Origin of the sequence: Streptomyces sp. R-07 (assembly GCF_049913175.1) — a bacterium.
In the GTDB taxonomy this organism is placed as follows: domain Bacteria; phylum Actinomycetota; class Actinomycetes; order Streptomycetales; family Streptomycetaceae; genus Streptomyces.
Map to the genome: position 1 here is coordinate 3025435 of NZ_CP183978.1, position 16642 is coordinate 3042076.

11 protein-coding genes and 1 pseudogene are annotated in these 16642 nt (G+C 73.9%); 6 read left to right on the forward strand and 6 right to left on the reverse strand.

The genetic code is table 11. The annotated features are described in order from the left end of the window. Nucleotides 1-283: 283 nt before the first annotated feature. The 3 genes from ACN9M0_RS13615 to ACN9M0_RS13625 form a co-directional block, all read right to left on the reverse strand. Nucleotides 284-1810 (reverse strand): DUF5719 family protein, encoded by a 1527-nt coding sequence (locus ACN9M0_RS13615; RefSeq protein WP_426403661.1) that lies wholly within the window; start codon nt 1808-1810, stop codon nt 284-286. Beyond that, nucleotides 1807-5532, reverse strand: coding sequence for a glycosyltransferase family 2 protein (locus ACN9M0_RS13620; RefSeq protein ID WP_426403662.1), 3726 nt, complete (start codon nt 5530-5532; stop codon nt 1807-1809). Before ACN9M0_RS13620 ends, ACN9M0_RS13615 begins: the two co-directional genes overlap by 4 nt. 256 nt (nt 5533-5788) lie before the next feature. Continuing rightward, a complete protein-coding gene (locus ACN9M0_RS13625; protein ID WP_015033978.1) occupies nt 5789-6052 on the reverse strand; it encodes a WhiB family transcriptional regulator in 264 nt (87 codons plus the stop codon). A 654-nt stretch (nt 6053-6706) separates the two neighbouring features. Between ACN9M0_RS13625 and ACN9M0_RS13630 the strand changes: the two genes are divergently transcribed. From ACN9M0_RS13630 to ACN9M0_RS13640, 3 genes are read left to right on the forward strand one after another with little or no spacing between them, the layout of a single operon-like run. Then, the gene (locus tag ACN9M0_RS13630) at nt 6707-7228 is read left to right on the forward strand and encodes a cysteine dioxygenase (RefSeq protein ID WP_366042337.1); all 522 of its coding nucleotides are present in this window, start codon (nt 6707-6709) and stop codon (nt 7226-7228) included. Between the two features lie 12 nt (nt 7229-7240). Continuing rightward, complete coding sequence (gene cofD / locus ACN9M0_RS13635) at nt 7241-8197, forward strand: 2-phospho-L-lactate transferase (protein ID WP_366042336.1); 957 nt, start codon at nt 7241-7243, stop codon at nt 8195-8197. After that, nucleotides 8194-9501, forward strand: a complete 1308-nt coding sequence (locus ACN9M0_RS13640; protein WP_399702024.1) for a coenzyme F420-0:L-glutamate ligase — start codon at nt 8194-8196, stop codon at nt 9499-9501. The genes cofD and ACN9M0_RS13640 overlap by 4 nt, the downstream gene beginning before the upstream one ends. Nucleotides 9502-9504: 3 nt before the next feature. Here the strand turns inward: ACN9M0_RS13640 and ACN9M0_RS13645 are convergent, their stop codons facing one another. From ACN9M0_RS13645 to ACN9M0_RS13655, 3 genes are all read right to left on the reverse strand, one after another. After that, nucleotides 9505-10449 (reverse strand): DNA-3-methyladenine glycosylase family protein, encoded by a 945-nt coding sequence (locus ACN9M0_RS13645; protein WP_399702027.1) that lies wholly within the window; start codon nt 10447-10449, stop codon nt 9505-9507. Between the two features lie 605 nt (nt 10450-11054). After that, nucleotides 11055-12137 carry an NDP-sugar synthase gene (locus ACN9M0_RS13650; RefSeq protein ID WP_366042666.1) on the reverse strand — a complete coding sequence of 361 codons (1083 nt, stop codon included), beginning with the start codon at nt 12135-12137 and terminating at the stop codon, nt 11055-11057. 105 nt (nt 12138-12242) lie between these two features. Beyond that, nucleotides 12243-13697: a peptidoglycan recognition protein family protein gene (locus ACN9M0_RS13655; RefSeq protein WP_426403663.1), complete on the reverse strand. Its 1455-nt coding sequence runs from the start codon at nt 13695-13697 to the stop codon at nt 12243-12245. A gap of 137 nt (nt 13698-13834) precedes the next feature. Between ACN9M0_RS13655 and ACN9M0_RS13660 the strand changes: the two genes are divergently transcribed. From ACN9M0_RS13660 to ACN9M0_RS13670, 3 genes and pseudogenes are all read left to right on the forward strand, one after another. Continuing rightward, complete coding sequence (locus ACN9M0_RS13660) at nt 13835-14587, forward strand: TIGR03089 family protein (RefSeq protein ID WP_366042664.1); 753 nt, start codon at nt 13835-13837, stop codon at nt 14585-14587. Nucleotides 14588-14708: 121 nt separating this feature from the next. Beyond that, nucleotides 14709-14960 (forward strand): annotated as a pseudogene (locus ACN9M0_RS13665) (TIGR03089 family protein); the annotation flags it as partial. 327 nt (nt 14961-15287) lie between these two features. Further along, on the forward strand, nt 15288-16487 hold the full coding sequence (locus ACN9M0_RS13670) for an LCP family protein (protein ID WP_366042663.1): 1200 nt from the start codon (nt 15288-15290) through the stop codon (nt 16485-16487). Nucleotides 16488-16642 lie beyond the last annotated feature (155 nt).

The following is a 16642-nucleotide window of genomic DNA, read 5'->3' on the forward strand; positions in this document are numbered from 1 at the left end:
TCCCGTACGGGTTCGATCTTGTCCCGTACGGGTTCGGCCTTGTCCCGTACGAGCTCGGTCTTGTCCCGTACGGGTTCGGTCTTGTCCTGTTGCTGGTACGGCCCGTCTCATGCGGGCACTACCCCGTACGGCGCGCCGCGCCCCGAGTGCCGGTTCAGGCGCGGGAGCCTAGGCCCGGCTGAGGGCGCCGTCCCGTGTTCCCGCCCTCCCCCAAGCTCTCGGCTCCGCTCGAGCAGGGGGACCCCCATCGCCCCTGCGGGACGATTGCCCCCACGGAGGCACCTCAGTCCAGTACGCCCAGGTCCTGGTGGGCCGTCGGGACCTCTACCGTGCCTCGGTCGTCTGTGAAGGTCTGGACCGTGAACATCGGGACGCCGTCCTCCGGGAGGGCGAGGGTCCGGGCCGCGTGGACCTTGCCGCCGGAGACCGGTTCGACCGTCAGCGCGTAGGACCCCTTGAGGCCCTCGGGGACGAGGTCGGTCAGGACGGTCGTGGTGCCCGCCTTGACGGTGACGGTCCTCGACACCGGCGTACCCCCCTCGGAGCCGGCCGAGGCGGTGACCTTGACCTGGGCGTCGGCGCCGGGGGCGGTCAGGGAGAGCGTCGAGGCCTTGGCGCGGTTGTCGGCGACCGTCGCGCGGGCGGAGACGGCCGCGGTCGCCGGGATGAACGCGATCTCGGTGTTATCGCCCTTGCCGCGGACGACCTGGAGGGCCGCCACGACCGGGGTCGGCTTCTTCGGGTCGCTCGGGGTGAGCAGCAGCGAGCCCACGGCGCCCCGGGTGAGTTCGGGCAGGTCGACGGAGGTCGTCATCCCGGACTTCACGTGCAGGGAGTCGGCGCCGGCCGGGACGATCGTGCCGGTCGCCGTGACCAGCTGGACCTTGAGGTCGGCGTCGTCGTCGCCGGGGGCGAAGGCCACGAGCCGTACCGAGGTGGCGTCGCCCGGGATGCCGGGGAGCACGGCGCTGCTCGCCGGGTCGGCGGCCGGGGCGATCCAGTCGCTGCCGAGCTTGTCGTCGGCCGCGGCGACGGCGGCGCCGACGCGTCCGCTGCGGGTGGTGACGTGGACGGTGATGTCCCGCTTGCCGGCCTCGGTGGTGAGGGTGGAGAGGAGCACCGGGACGCTGGCGTGGGCGGGGACCGGGATGCCCTCGGTGAACTGGGTCTTGAGCACGCCCTCGGGGCCGTACAGCTCGATGTCGGCGACGGCGGCCGTGTCGTCCGGGTTGGTGAGGTGGACGTAGTCCTGGCGGTCCTTCGCGGTGGAGGCGGCCGGGAACCAGAAGTCGGTGTCGGGGGCGCCGCAGCCGAGGCCGAGGAGGCCGCGCGCGCCGCCGGCCGGGACGACGGTGGTCTGCTGGACGGTCCAGCCGGGGGCGAGGGTGCCGGTCGCCGCGCCGGTGAGGGCGGGTACGGAGCCGCCGTCCGCCTCGGCGGTGACGGGCTTGCCGGGGGCGGTGACGGTGGCCGGGGCCTTGGGGGCCGTGGGCTTCTTGCCGGTCTTGCCGGTGCCGCCCGCGCTCGTCGCGCTCGTCGCGGCCCGCAGCAGCGCCGTGGGCTGCTCGGTCTTGCCCGTGCTGCCCGTGGCGGCGCCGGTGCCCGTCGGGGTGTACGAGGTGTAGAGCGTCTCGGCCACCTCGGAGGTGCTGGGGACCGGGCAGACGAGGCCGGCGCGCTCCACCGGCAGGCGGGTGGTGGCCTTCGCCTCGGGAGCGGCGGTGCCGTCCGGGGCGGTGAGGGCCGCGAAGCCGGTGACGGCGGCGAGGGCCGTGGCGCCCGCGATCAGGGAGAGGGTCGTGCGCTTCACTGGTTGCTGCTCCCGTCGGGACGCTGCTCGGTCTCGTGGCCCTGGGGGTATCCGTAGCCGTAGCCGTACTGGTCGTACTGCTGCGGGTCGTACGGCTGCTGGGGCTGCTGCGGGTCGTACTGCTGCGGCTGCTCGTAGCCCTGCTCGGCGTACGGCTGCGGCTGCTGCTCGTAGCCCTGCTGGGGGTACGCGTACGGCTGCTGCTGGTACGGGTCGGCCGCGTAGTCCTGGTAGTAGCCCTGGTCGGCGTACGGCTGGGCCTGCTGCTGGTCCTGGGTCTGCTGCGCCGGGGTCTGGGCGTAGGCCGGGTCGTAGCCGCCGTCCCATTCCTGGTCCTGGTCGCGGGGCTCGTAGGACTGCTGCTGCGGGACGGGGGCCGGCCCGCCCTTCGCGGTCCCGAAGGCGTCGAAGGCGTCGGTGGTGCCGACGGCCTCGGCGTCGTCCGTCTCCGTCTCCGCCTCCGCTTCGGCGGCGGCGCGCAGGCGGCGGGCGCGGCGGCCGTCGCCCTCGGTCGCCTGGGCGGGGATGGCGAGCTCCTCCTCGGGCAGGTCGTCGTCGATCTCGCGGCGCCGGCCGGGCAGGGCGAGGACGAGCAGGACGAGGGCGAGGCCGGCCTGGGCCCAGATCCACGCGGTGTGGGTGAGCGGCTCGTCGTACGTGACGTCGAGTCGGCCGCCCTGGGCGGGGAGCTCGAAGCCCTGGGCCCAACCGTCGACGGTGGTCCGGGTCAGCTGCTTGCCGTCGAGCGTGGCGGTCCAGCCCTCGGCCGCGCGGTCGGCGAGGCGCAGGACGCGGCCCGCGGGCCCGGCCGGAACCTCGGTGTGGGCCTCGACGGGCCCGGCGGCGACGGCGACCGGCCGTGCGGTCTCCGGTGTCTTGTCGGTGGCGCCGGTCTTGGCCGCGGGCGGGACGATCATGACGCGGGCGATCTCGCGGTCGACGCGCCAGAGCGCGCTGCCGTCGAGCTGGCTGAGGCGGCTGAGGCCGTGGGTGGAGTCGAGGACGCGGCTCATCTGGCGCGGTGCTCCGTCCCGTACGAGGACGTACCGGATGGCGTAGCCGCTGAGCTCCTGGGTCTGGTCGGCGCCGGAGCCGGCGACGAGGTGGGCCACCACCTCGTCGAGGCGGGGGTCGTCCTCGGCGGTCGCGGTGAGTTCGGCGTCGCCGAGGCGGGCACCGGAGCCGCGGACCAGGGTGTAGGCGACCTCGCCGGGCGCGCTGCCGCCGAGGACGAGGGTGCGGGGCTGGTCGCGGGTGCCGCTCTCCTCGGCGACGAAGGCCGGGACCTGGACCGGGTCGCGCCGGGTCAGCGGGCCGTCGGCGCCGCCGATCATCCAGCCGACGGCGGCGACGGCGGGGCCGAGGGCGCAGGCGAGGGCGATGAGGGCGGCGACGGGCTGGCGCCAGCCGAAGCCGTGGGCGGCGACGCGGGTGCGGCCGCCCTCGGCGCCGATCATGCCGGCGGCGATGAGGGCGGCGCCGTAGACGAGGGTGGCGGGTCCGGCCCAGCCGGTGCCGCCCGCGCCGTTGGAGAGGGCGGCGAAGAGGAGTCCGGCGAGGGCGGCGGCCCAGGCGGTACGGGCGGCGAGCTGCCGCTCCTCGCGGAGCAGTCCGGCCAGGCCGGCGAGGACGAGGCCGATGAGGAGCACGCCGCCGGTGGTGCCGGGGCCGCCCGGGCTCGTGCCGAGCAGGTCGAGCGCGGTGGCCGTGCCCGTGCGGACGTCGAGACCGGCCTCGCGCAGGAAGGCGCCGGGGTCGGTGAGGAGGGTGAGCGACCAGGGGGCGAGGACGAGCAGCGGGGTGCCGACGGCGGCGAGGAAGCGCAGTCCGTACGCGGTGAGGTCGGAGCGGCGCACGGCGAGCACGCCGAGGCCGAGGAGGACGGCGAGCGGCCAGACGACCGGGGTGAACACCATCGCGGAGGTGAGCAGGAAGGTGTACGCCCAGGTGGCGCGCCAGCTCCCCCGGTCGGGACGGTTGAAGCCGTGGGCGGCGACGGCGGCGCGGGCGATCAGCGGGAGCAGGATCGCGAGGACGGCGGTGCCGAGCCGGCCGGCGGCGAGGGCGCCGGTGGCGGCGGGCAGGAAGGCGTACGCGATGGCGCCCCAGGCGCGCAGCAGCCGGGACTCGACGATGCCGCGGGCGGCGAAGTACGCGGTGAAGCCGGCGAGCGGGACCGAGCAGACGAGGAGCAGGGTCAGCGCGGTGGAGGTGGAGCCGAGGAACAGCGCGGAGAGCGCGGCCAGGACGGCGAGGTAGGGCGGGGCGGTCTGGGTGCCGCCGGTGCCGATGGCGTGCCAGGCGTCGGCGTACCGCGACCAGAGGCCGGAGACGGTGTCGGGGACGGGCAGCAGGGCGCCGCCGGCCAGGGAGCCGCCGGCGAAGAGGTTGCGGCAGGCGACCAGGGAGACGAGGAGGAGCAGGGCGAAGAGGACCGGCCCGGGCTTGCGGGCGATCTTCTTGAGCCGGGCGAACTGCTCGATCTCCAGGTAGTCGGCGTCGTCGCCGCCGGGTCCGGACTCGACGACGCCGTGGCGGGAGCCGCCGGTGTCGGCCTCGGCGCCGCCGAAGTGGGAGGCGATCTGCTCGACGGTGGCGCGGATCGTGGCGCCGGGCGGCGGGAAGAGCGAGCGGAACTCGCTGTTGAGGACAGCCGGGTTCTTGCGGCGCTTGCGGGCGGCGAGGATCTTCTCGGGGCGCAGCAGGGTCGCGAGGAGGCCCATGACCTCGTCGACCGCCTGGCCCGGGGCCTTGCCGACGAGGTAGGCGAGGGTGCGGAGCAGGGTGCTGAGGACGAGCCGCAGGAGGACGTACGGGAGGGCCAGGCCGCGAGTGTTGGCGAGGAGGGTGTGGACGGCGCCGGCCTTGTCGACGCGGTGCGGGTTGGCGGCGGTGCGGCCGGCGCAGTCGACGGTGCGGCGCTCGCGGGCGGAGGCCTCGGCGTGCCGCAGGACGGCGTCGGGGGCGATGAGGACGTGGAAGCCGGCGGAGTGGGCGCGCCAGCACAGGTCGACGTCGTCGCGCATGAGGGGCAGGCGCCGGTCGAAGCCGCCGAGCTCCTCGAAGACGTCGCGGCGGATCAGCATGCCGGCGGTGGAGACGGAGAGGACGGAGCGGACCTGGTCGTGCTGGCCCTGGTCCTGCTCGCGGCGGTCGAGTCCGGTCCAGCGGCGGCCGCTGCGGGCGATGCTGACGCCGGTTTCGAGGAGCTGCTTCCGGTCGTACCAGCCGCGCAGCTTGGCGCCGATGACGGCGGCTTCCGTGTCGGAGTCGGCGACGCGCAGGAGTTCGGCGAGGGCGCCGGGCTCGGGGGCGCAGTCGTCGTGGAGGAGCCAGAGCCACTGGACCGGTTCGCCGTGCGGGAGTTCGGGGAGGTCGTACGCCTCGTCGTTCCAGCTGCGGCTGACGGGGTCCCAGCCGCTGGGGCGCTTCAGGTAGGGCAGGTCCTCGGGTCCGAGCAGGGGCGCGGTGCGCGCGGCCTCCTCGACGGCGGCGCCGAAGCCGGTGCGGCGCGCGAGGTGCAGGACGCGGTCGGCGCCGATGGCGTCGGCGACGAGCTGCGCCGAGTCGTCGGCGCTGCCGGTGTCGGCCGCCACCACGTTCTGCACGGGGCGCTCCTGGGCGAGCAGCCCGGCGAGTGCGTCGGGCAGCCAGCGGGCGCCGTCGTGGGTGACGAGCACGGCGGTGACGACGTGTCGCGGAAACTCAGGAGTTGAGGACATCGAGCTACGGGCCCTCCGGCCGGGGTCGCCCGCGGGGGGCGTGGGGAGCGTCTCGGACGGAGGCCCACACTAACGGCTGCACGCGGAGCGGTCCGCCGCCCTGTGGACAGACCGTGCGGGACGCCTTCGTAAGGGACACCGCGTACCGGACACGCAGAACGGTCCGCCGCCTGTGGATGGTGCACAGGGGGCGGACCGTTCGTCATGTCCTGGTGTGCGCGCCGTGGCGCGCGGGGCCGGGCGGGCTTCGCGCGGTTCAGACGGCGGCCTTCTTCAGGCGGCGTCGCTCGCGCTCGGAGAGGCCGCCCCAGATGCCGAACCGTTCGTCGTTCTGCAGGGCGTATTCGAGGCACTCGGAGCGGACCTCGCAGGCGAGGCAGACCTTCTTGGCCTCGCGGGTCGAGCCGCCCTTCTCGGGGAAGAAGGACTCGGGATCGGTCTGGGCGCACAGCGCGCGCTCCTGCCAGCCGAGTTCCTCGTCCGCGTCCTCGACCAGCAGTTCCTGGAACAACTCGGTCATGTGCGCCCCTCGTCTGTTCTGTGCGTCCCCGTGATGTTGCCGGGGCGAACCCGGCCGAACGACACGAGTGAAATTACAAGTTCGTGCTCTGTGCGAGTCAAGCCGAGATCTGCTATTGGGCCCCGTATTCACTCTGCGGAACCAAGCGTATGCGGAAAGTGTTCAAATCACCAAAAACCGTGACACATGCCACCGGCTTGACCACCCCGCGCCACCTCCACAAGGGAGGACGTCCAGGACTTGGATCTTGTTGCGATCCGACCGAGGAAGCGATCTGGATCACAGTCCGATCACGCCCACCCATGTTTAAAGGCGCGGTCGAAGCGCCATCTCTCCTGGTCCGCGCCTGAACAAACCTTTCTCCGGGCACTGTAACCGGATGAGGTGAAACATTGCCCCCAAATCGGGCATTGAGTTGACAGTCGGGTGCCCCTCCGGCCACCTTTGGTGGCATGCCAGCGACCACAGCGCCCTCCGCGACCCACAGCCGTGGGTTCCGCCGCGCTGTCCAGGCGCGCTGTTGCTGTTGCTGTCCCAGCTGTTGATGCCGTAGAGCTCCAGCTCCTTCTCCCAGCGTCACCCTGCGTCACCCGTGTCACCTCTCTTTCGTGACCCCCCACCGCTTCTGTTTCTGCTGAGGAACCTCCCCATCCCATGAACATGGACAGCGACCTTCAGATCGCCGGCGACATCCTCGAGGTCCCGCACCTCCTCCAGCCCGAGCGCGCCCACCCCCAGACCGTGGCCGAGTTCGCCGGCCTCGCGCGCTCCATCGCCGACGACCGCTCCCAGTGGGCCCCGTACGTCGAGTACGACGCCACCACCCGCTGGTACCACCGCCTGCGCACCGGACCCGGCTACGAGGTCTGGCTGCTCTCCTGGGTGCCCGGACAGGGCAGCGGGCTGCACGACCACGGCCTCTCCTCCGGCGTGCTGACCGTCCTGCAGGGCGAGCTCACGGAGCGCACGGACCGAGGCGTACGGACCCTCGACGGCGGCGCCCAGCGCGTGTTCGCCCCCGGGTACGTCCACGAGGTCGTCAACGACTCCCTCGAACCGGCCGTCAGCCTGCACGTGTACTTCCCCGGCCTGACCGAGATGCCGATGCACGAGTCGATGCACGAGTCGCTCCAGGCCCAGTGCGCCCCGGCCGCCCCCGAGGTGCTCCCCGCCTGACAAACTGCTGGCATGCGCATTGTGGTTCTGGCCGGCGGCATCGGTGGTGCCCGTTTCCTTCGCGGCCTCAAGCAGGCCGCGCCGGACGCGGAGATCACGGTCATCGGCAACACCGGTGACGACATCCATCTCTTCGGGCTGAAGGTCTGCCCCGACCTGGACACGGTGATGTACACCCTCGGCGGTGGCATCAACGAGGAGCAGGGCTGGGGACGTACGGACGAGTCCTTCACCGTCAAGGAGGAGCTCGCGGCGTACGGGGTCGGACCCGAGTGGTTCGGCCTCGGCGACCGGGACTTCGCCACCCACATCGTCCGTACGCAGATGCTCGGCGCGGGCTACCCGCTGAGCGCCGTCACCGAGGCGCTGTGCGCCCGCTGGCAGCCCGGCGTGCGTCTCCTCCCCATGTCCGACGACCGCGTCGAGACGCACGTGGCGATCGAGGTGGACGGCGAGCAGCGCGCGGTGCACTTCCAGGAGTACTGGGTGAAGCTGCGCGCCTCCGTCGACGCGAAGGCCGTCGTGCCCGTCGGCGCGGAGGCCGCGAAGCCCGCGCCGGGCGTCCTGGAGGCGATCGCCGAGGCGGACGTCATCCTCTTCCCGCCGTCCAACCCCGTGGTGAGCGTCGGGACGATCCTGGCCGTGCCCGGGATCCGTGAGGCGGTCGTCGCGGCCGGGGCGCCGGTCGTTGGCCTCTCCCCCATCGTCGGCGACGCGCCCGTGCGCGGCATGGCCGACAAGGTGCTCGCGGCGGTGGGCGTGGAGTCCACGGCGGCGGCGGTGGCCCTGCACTACGGCGCCGAACTCGTCGGCGGCTGGCTCGTGGACACCGTGGACGCGGGCGCGGTCGCCGAGGTCGAGGCGGCGGGCATCGCCTGCCGGGCGGTGCCGCTGATGATGACCGACGTGGACGCGACGGCCGCGATGGCGCGCGAGGCGCTGGCGCTGGCCGAGGAGGTGCGGGGGTGACGGCCATACCCCCCGCGTACCGCGTCTGGGCGCTGCCCGGGCTGCCCGAGGTGGCGGCCGGCGACGACCTGGCCAAGCTGATCGCCTCCGTGTCGCCGGAACTCGCCGACGGGGACGTCCTGCTCGTCACCTCCAAGATCGTCAGCAAGGCCGAGGGGCGGGTGATCGCGGCCGACGACCGCGAGGAGGCCATCGACGCCGAGACGGTACGGGTGGTGGCGCGGCGCGGCCCGCTGCGGATCGTCGAGAACCGGCAGGGGCTCGTCATGGCCGCCGCCGGGGTCGACGCCTCCAACACCCCCTCCGGGACGGTCCTGTTGCTGCCCGAGGACCCCGACGCCTCGGCGCGGCACATCCGTTCGGGTCTGCGGGACGCCCTCGGCGTCGACGTGGGCGTCGTCGTCACGGACACCTTCGGGCGGCCCTGGCGCACCGGGCTCACCGACGTCGCGATCGGTGCGGCCGGGGTGCGGGTCCTCGACGACCTGCGCGGCGGGACCGACGCGCACGGCAATCCGCTGAGCGCGACCGTCGTCGCCACCGCCGACGAACTCGCCGCCGCCGGCGACCTGGTGAAGGGCAAGGCGGCCGGGCTTCCCGTCGCCGTCGTCCGCGGACTGCCCCATGTGGTGGGCGGCGACGCCGAGGAGGGCGCGCGGGCGCTCGTGCGCGGCGCCGCCGACGACATGTTCCGGCTGGGGACCTCGGAGGCCGTACGGGAGGCGGTGACGCTGCGGCGGACCGTACGGGAGTTCACCGCCGAGCCGGTCGACCCGGGGGCGGTCCGGCGCGCGGTCGCCGCGGCCGTGACGGCCCCGGCGCCGCACCACACCACACCGTGGCGGTTCGTGCTCCTGGAGTCGGCGGAGTCGCGGACGCGGCTGCTCGACGCGATGCGGGACGCGTGGATCGCGGACCTGCGGCGGGACGGTAAGTCCGAGGAGTCCGTCGCCCGGCGGGTCCGGCGCGGCGACGTCCTGCGCAACGCGCCCTACCTGGCCGTGCCCTGCCTCGTCATGGACGGCTCCCACCACTACGGCGACCCGCGCCGGGACGCCGCCGAGCGCGAGATGTTCGTGGTGGCGACGGGCGCCGGCGTGCAGAACTTCCTGGTGGCGCTGGCCGGTGAGCGGCTCGGCTCGGCGTGGGTGTCCTCGACGATGTTCTGCCGGGACGTCGTACGGGAGGCCCTCGGGCTTCCGGAGACGTGGGACCCGATGGGCGCGGTGGCGATCGGCCACCCGGCGGCTCCGCCGAGGGAACGGGCCGCGCGGACGGCTTCGGAGTTCGTCGAGGTGCGGTGACTTTCAGAGGGCCCTGATGTCGTTCGGCGTCATCCGGGGTGCCCTGCGGGGTGGGACGCGGCCGCTGAGGAGGATCAGGCGGGCCGCGCGGTGGCGTTGTCCCGCGTACGGGGCCAGCAGCTCCAGCATCGCCTCGTCGTCGGTCGTACGGTCGCCCGCCAGCGCCCAGCCGACGATGCCGGGCAGGTGCAGGTCGCCGGTGGTGACCTCGTCCGGGGCGCCGTTGCTGCGCTGGATCGTCTCGGCGCTCGTCCACGGGCCGACGCCAGGGATCAGCTCCAGGCGCTTGCGGGCCGCCGGCGGGTCCATGAGCGCGGCCTCCTCCAGGCGGGCCGCCACCCGCGCCGCGCGGACGATCGTCGCCGAGCGTTTGCCGTCGACGTTCGCCCGGTGCCACTCCCAGGACGGGATCCGCGTCCACGCGTGCGCGTCCGGCATCACGTACATGCCGTCCGGCGCCGGGCCCGGGGCCGGCTCGCCGTACTTCCGTACGAGCGTCCGCCACGAGCCGTAGGCCTCGTTCGTCGTGACCTTCTGCTCCAGGACCGACGGGATCAGCGACTCCAGGACCAGGCCGGTACGGGTGAGACGCAGGCCCGGGCGGCGGCGGTGGGTCGCCAGGAGCAGCTTGTGACGGGGGACGAAGGCCGTCGGGTCGTCCTCCGCGCCGAGAAGCGCCGGGAGGCGGTCCAGGAGCCAGGAGGCTCCCGGGCCCCACGCCTCCGCGGCCGTGGCGGTGATACGGATCGTGCCGGGGCCGTCCGGGGTGCGGCTGGCCCGCCAGACCGAGCCGTCCGGGGCCGCCCGGAAGGTCGGATCGGCGGGGCCGCGGCGGAGGGGGCCGAGGGTGAGGCCGAGGTCCAGCGGGGCGTCTGGGGTGGCGGACAGGGGGATGTGACCGCCACGGACCGTGGTGCGGGTGGGTTTGGGTGCGAAGCGGCCGGCCATGGCTATGAGCGTAGCCGGGCGGGCGGGTGCGGCTGTGGCCGTCGTGGGGGTCGCGCCCCGGGCCGGCGTGCGGGTCGCGCGTCCGCGCGTGGTGCGGGCGCGGGTCTGCGCGTGGTGCGGGCGGGCGTCTGCTGGGCGGTGGCCCCGCCCCCCGCCCGTGTGGGCAATCGTCCCGCTGGGGCGGGACGGGTGGGCACACGGGACGGCGCCCTTGCGGGCGCCTCCGCCCCCTGTACCTGCCCGCACCACGAGGACGCCGCGCACCGGGTGCGGGTCAGGGCGCGGAAGCCTAGGCCCGGCACGGGGCGCCGTCCGTTGTGCCCACCCGTTCCGCCCCAGCGGAACAACTGCCCACAACGGGGGCGGCGGGGCGTGCCGGCTCAGGGCCGCGGCGGCCCGCAACGGGTGCCGGCGCGGCGGGCGGGCGCGCCCACAACGGGGGGCGCGGGGCGTGCCGGCTCAGGGCCGCGGCGGCCCGCAACGGGTGCCGGCGCGGCGGGCGGGCGCGCCCACAACGGGGGGCGCGGGGCGTGCCGGCTCAGGGCCGCGGCGGCCCGCAACGGGTGCCGGCGCGGCGGGTGGGCGCCCGCGGGCGGTGGGGGTCGTTACTGGTCCGAGGAGAAGCGGACTGCTCCGGCTGGGAGGGTGGTGTTGCACCAGATGCGGATGCCCTCGCGGAGTTCGTTGTCCGGGCCCACCTGCGCCCCGTCCCCGATGACCGCCCCGCTGACCACCGTACGGGCGCCGATGCGGGCTCCCGCGCCGATCAGGGAGTCCGTGATCACCGCGCCCGGTTCGACGATCGCGCCCGCGAGGAGCGTGGAGCCGGTGACGCGGGCGCCTTCGCCCACCACCGCGTCCGCGCCCACCACCGTGCCGCCGGTCAGCTTGGCGTCCGGGGCGACGCGTGCCGTCGGCAGGACCAGGCGGTCGCCGCAGCGGCCCGGGACGGCCGGGGAGGGTGCGCGGCCGAGGACCAGGTCGGCGGAGCCGCGGACGAAGGCCTGCGGGGTGCCGAGGTCCAGCCAGTACGTGGAGTCGACCATGCCCTGGAGGTGCGCTCCGGAGGACAGGAGCTCCGGGAACGTCTCGCGCTCGACCGAGACCGGTCGGCCCGTGGGGATCGAGTCGATGACCGAGCGCTTGAAGACGTACGCGCCCGCGTTGATCTGGTCGGTGACGATCTCCTCGGGCGTCTGCGGCTTCTCCAGGAAGGCCGTGACCCGCCCGGTCGCGTCCGTGGGGACGAGGCCGAAGGCGCGCGGGTCCTCGACGCGGGTGAGGTGGAGCGAGACGTCCGCGCCGGAGGAGGAGTGGGTCGCGACGAGGGCCTGGATGTCCAGGCCCGTGAGGATGTCCCCGTTGAAGATGAGGACGGGCTCGTCGGGACCCGAGTGCAGCCGGGAGGCGACGTTGCGTATCGCGCCGCCGGTGCCGAGGGGCTCCTCCTCGGTGACGTACTCCAGGCTCAGGCCGAGGGCGGAGCCGTCCCCGAAGTGCGGCTCGAAGACCTCGGCCAGGTAGGAGGTGGCGAGCACGATGTGCTCGACGCCGGCGGCGCGGGCACGGGCCAGCTGATGGGTCAGGAAGGGGACGCCCGCCGCCGGGACCATGGGCTTGGGCGTGTTGACCGTGAGGGGTCGCAGCCGTGTGCCCTTGCCACCGACCAGGAGGATCGCTTCTGTCACCTTGTCGTCTCTGCTTCCTGTTTCGGGGCCGGCCGGCTCGCCCGTCTCGTTCGTCCGTGCGATATGACCGGTCAGTTTATGCAGATGGTTGCCTCCATGCCCCCATCAGCGCCTTCCCTGGTACTTCGCCGAGCTCGCGCGGGCGGTGCCGAGCTTGCCGTACAGGCGTACGCCGGGGCACTCCGTCGCGAAGCCGTCGCGGTGTCCGGCGATGGCGTTGAACCGCACCTTCCGCCCCTTCTTGTACAGGTTTCCGCCGCCCGAGATCAGGTACGACGTTCCCTTCGGATTCACCCCGTACAGCCCGAGCTTCCAGGCCGTCAGGCGCGCGACGGCGGTCACGGCGGCGGCCGGCGGGTTGCTCTTGCTGAAGGTGCCGAGGACGGCGATGCCCATGCTGTTGGTGTTGAAGCCCAGGGTGTGCGCACCCATGACCGGCTTGGCGACGCCGCCGGCCCGGCCTTCGTAGATGTTTCCGCACTTGTCGACGGCGAAGTTGTAGCCGAAGTCTCGCCATCCACTGCTCTTGACGTGGTAGCGGTAGATACTGCGCAGGACGGAGGGGGCCTGGCGGCAGGTGTAGTTGTTGCCGGTGGCGCTGTGGTGGACGAAGGCCGCCTTGATGGTCTTCGTGTAGACGAAGCCCTTCTCGCGGAGCCGCTCGTCCGCGCCCCAGCCCTTGCGGGTGATGATCTTGGGGCGGGGGCCGATGTACGGCTGCGCAGCGACGGCCGCGTGTGCCGCCTGGCCCGCCTGCCGCTGCGGCGCCGCCGCCTCCTGCGGCATGTTCCGGACCGTGAGTTCGGTCTCCTCCTTCGAGAGGGCCGGGATCCACGTCGCGCCGTACGGGGCGAGCTGGGCGTTCACCCCGCTCGCCGCCGCCTCCGCCGCGCTCAGGCCGGCCGGGGCGGCCGGGGCGGCCGGGACCATCGCACTGCGGGTGGCGGGGGCGCCGTCCCGCGGAGCGCCCTCCTGCTGCGCACCCTCCTCCGGCGCGGCCGCCGGGTCCTCGCCCGGGTCCACGAGTTCGAGCCGCAGGCCCGCGGGGAGGGCTTCCTCGCCCCGTACGCGGATCTCGACGCCGTCCGAGTCGCCCACCCACAGCGGGGCGGTGGAGCCGCGGAGCGCCCGGGCGGAGCCCTCGGCGGTGTCGGGGTCGGCCCCGTGCTCCTCGTTGTGGGTCTCCACGTCCTGCCACGGCGACCAGGCGCCGCCGCCGGTGGGCCGGGTGCGGACCTGCACGGTGCCGTGCAGCGGGGCCGCCGGGTCGTCCCAGACGACGCCGACGAGCGAGAAGGGCCTGACGTCGCGTCGGGTGAGCCCCTGCTCGCCGGATCCGGTCGCCCCGCCGCCCAGGGACCGCGTGGCGGCGCCCAGGGGGACGAGCGGGAGCGACTGGGTGGAGCCAGGCAGTTCGGGCGCGGGTGGCAGTGCGGTGGCCGCCGGTGGCAGTCCGAGCGCCGAGGGCACCGCGGCCGCCGCGGGCGCGGCGAGGGAGACCGGCAGGGCGAGCACCGCCGCGCAGGTGATGGCGATCGAGGAGGCGAGTGAGGCACGCATGGGCCGATCGTGCGTATCGCCGGGCCGTTCCGCGCGCCGGGAACCCGCCCGGAAACTGACGGGCCGTCGGTCCGACCGGAGGACGGCGTCACCGGTACGGCGGACCCCCGCGCACCCGCCCGCGTACGCTGTCCGGCGTGAACGCCAGCGACCGCACCCCCGCCGACCTGCTGCGATCCGCGCTCGCCGCGGACCCCGCCCGCCCCTTGGTCACCTTCTACGACGACGCCACCGGTGAGCGCGTGGAATTGTCCGTCGCCACCTTCGCCAATTGGGTGGCCAAGACGGCGAACCTGCTCCAGGGCGAGCTGTCCGCCGCGCCCGGCGACCGCCTCGCCCTGCTGCTGCCCGCGCACTGGCAGAGCGCCGTCTGGCTGCTCGCCTGCTCGTCCGTCGGTGTGACCGCGGAGATCGGCGGCGACCCCTCGGACGCCGACCTGGTGGTGGCGGGCCCCGACACCCTCGACGCGGGCCTCGCCTGCTCCGGTGAGCGGATCGCCCTCTCGCTGGCCCCGCTGGGCCGCCGCTTCCCGGCCGCGCCCGCCGGGTACGCGGACTACGCGGTCGAGGTGCCGAGCCAGGGCGACCGGTTCGCCCCGTTCGTACCTGTCGATCCGGAGGCTCCGGCGCTCGTCGTCGACGGTACGGAACGCAGCGGCGCCCAGCTCGTCGAGCAGGCCCGGGCGGACGCGGCGTCGCTCGGCCTCGCCCCCGGCTCGCGACTCCTCTCCGGACTCGGCTACGGGGACTGGCAGGGCCTCTCGGCGGGCCTGTACGCGCCCCTCGCGGCCGGCGGCTCCGTGGTCCTGTGCCGCAACCTGCACGAGCTGGCGCCCGAGTCCCTGGAGAAGCGCGTGGAGAGCGAGCGCGTGACGCACTCGGCACTCTGAGCCCTCACGGGCGGACAAGGATCCGTCCCAGCACCGGCACGCATCCACCCACACCGGCCCAGCGCCACTCCGACACCCCCGGCACCAGCCCCCACCCACCTGGGCGCCGGTCCACCACCAGGACCGTACGGAACGCAGCGGCGCCCAGCTCGTCGAGCAGGCCCGGGCGGACGCGGCGTCGCTCGGCCTCGCCCCCGGCTCGCGACTCCTCTCCGGACTCGGCTACGGGGACTGGCAGGGCCTCTCCGCGGGCCTGTACGCGCCCCTCGCGGCCGGCGGCTCCGTGGTCCTGTGCCGCAACCTGCACGAGCTGGCGCCCGAGTCCCTGGAGAAGCGCGTGGAGAGCGAGCGCGTGACGCACTCGGCACTCTGAGCCCTCACGGGCGGACCCGGACGGCCCTCAGGGGCGCCCGGGTTCCCGCCCGACGAGCACACCCGTCCGCCGGCGCGCCGGCACCGGGGCTCTCCACGCCGGCCGAGCGCCCGGTCGACACCCTCCGGCACCAGCCCCCCACCCCGGTTAGCGCCCCATTCGGGCTAGCACCGCGCCGCGTACCCGGGTCCGCGCGGCGAGTCCGGTACATGATCGGCCGGGGGGAGTCGCCTCCTTCCGCACAACCATGTGCCGGGTTCCGCCGTCTCCTCCTGTGACCGGTGGACGCCCGGCGCGCCGCCGACGCCATGAAGGACGGACCCAGACGTGACGGACCGTGCAGGCACGCCCGCCGAACCGGATCCCCCGGCAGCGGAGGACGCGGCGCCCGGTGCTCCGGAGGAGCCGCGCAGGCACCACTGGCTGCGCTGGACGGCCCTCGGTGTCGCGGTCGTCGTGCTGGCCGCCGCCGGGGTCGGCTGGTGGTTCTACCGCAAGCTCGACGACAACATCACCACCGACACCACCGCCGCCGCCGAGCTGGAGAAGTACGAGAAGGAACGCCCTCCGGCGGGCACCTCGGCCGCCCGGAACATCCTGCTCATCGGCTCGGACACCCGGGCCGGCGAGGGCAACCGCAAGTACGGCAAGGACCAGGGCACCCAGCGCTCCGACACGACGATCCTGCTGCACCTCTCGGCGGGGAAGTCGAGCGCGACGGCCGTCTCCCTCCCCCGCGACCTGATGGTGACGATCCCGAGCTGCCACAAGCCGGACGGGACCCGCACCCGGGAGCAGTTCGCGCAGTTCAACTGGGCCTTCGAGTTCGGCGGCACGGCGTGCACGATCCGTACCGTCGAGAAGCTGACCGGGATCCGGGTCGACCACCACATGGTGATCGACTTCCGGGGCTTCAAGAAGATGGTGGACGCCGTGGACGGGGTGGAGGTCTGCCTCAAGGAGCCCGTGAACGACCCGGACGCGAAGCTGAAGCTGCCCGCGGGCCGCCAGACGCTGCACGGGGAGCAGGCCCTCGGCTTCGTACGCGCCCGCAAGTCGATCGGGAACGGCAGCGACACGGAACGCATGGACCGCCAGCAGCAGTTCCTCGGCGCCCTCGTCAACAAGGTGCAGAGCGACGGGGTGCTGCTCAACCCGACCAAGCTCTACCCGGTCCTGGACGCGGCCACGAAGGCGATCACCACGGACCCCGGTCTCGACTCGCTGCGGGACCTGTACGACCTGGCACGGGCCATGCGGGCCATCCCGACCGAGAAGGTGCAGTTCCTCACGGTCCCGCGCCGGTCCTACCGATACGACGCCAACCGGGACGAACTGGTGCAACCGGCGGCGAGTGAGCTCTTCAGGCAACTGCGCGAGGACAAGCCCGTCCTGGTGACGCCCGACAGCGAGAAGAAGGACGGACGGCCGGGCACGGACGGGAAGCCCGACGACACCGGCACGCCTCCGCCGTCCGCGACGCCGACCTTCACGGGGCGGAACGCGGCGGAAGGGGTGTGTGAGTAAAGCGCGAACCAAGGGGAGCGCGGGGAGGGATGAGGTTTGAGCAAATTGCCCGGTTGTAAGGTGCGTGGAATTTGTCACGGACGTCGCCCCACGCTGAACTGGGCGGATAGTGTGACGCGATCCGGTGCACCCCGACCGCGTGGTCGCACCCACCA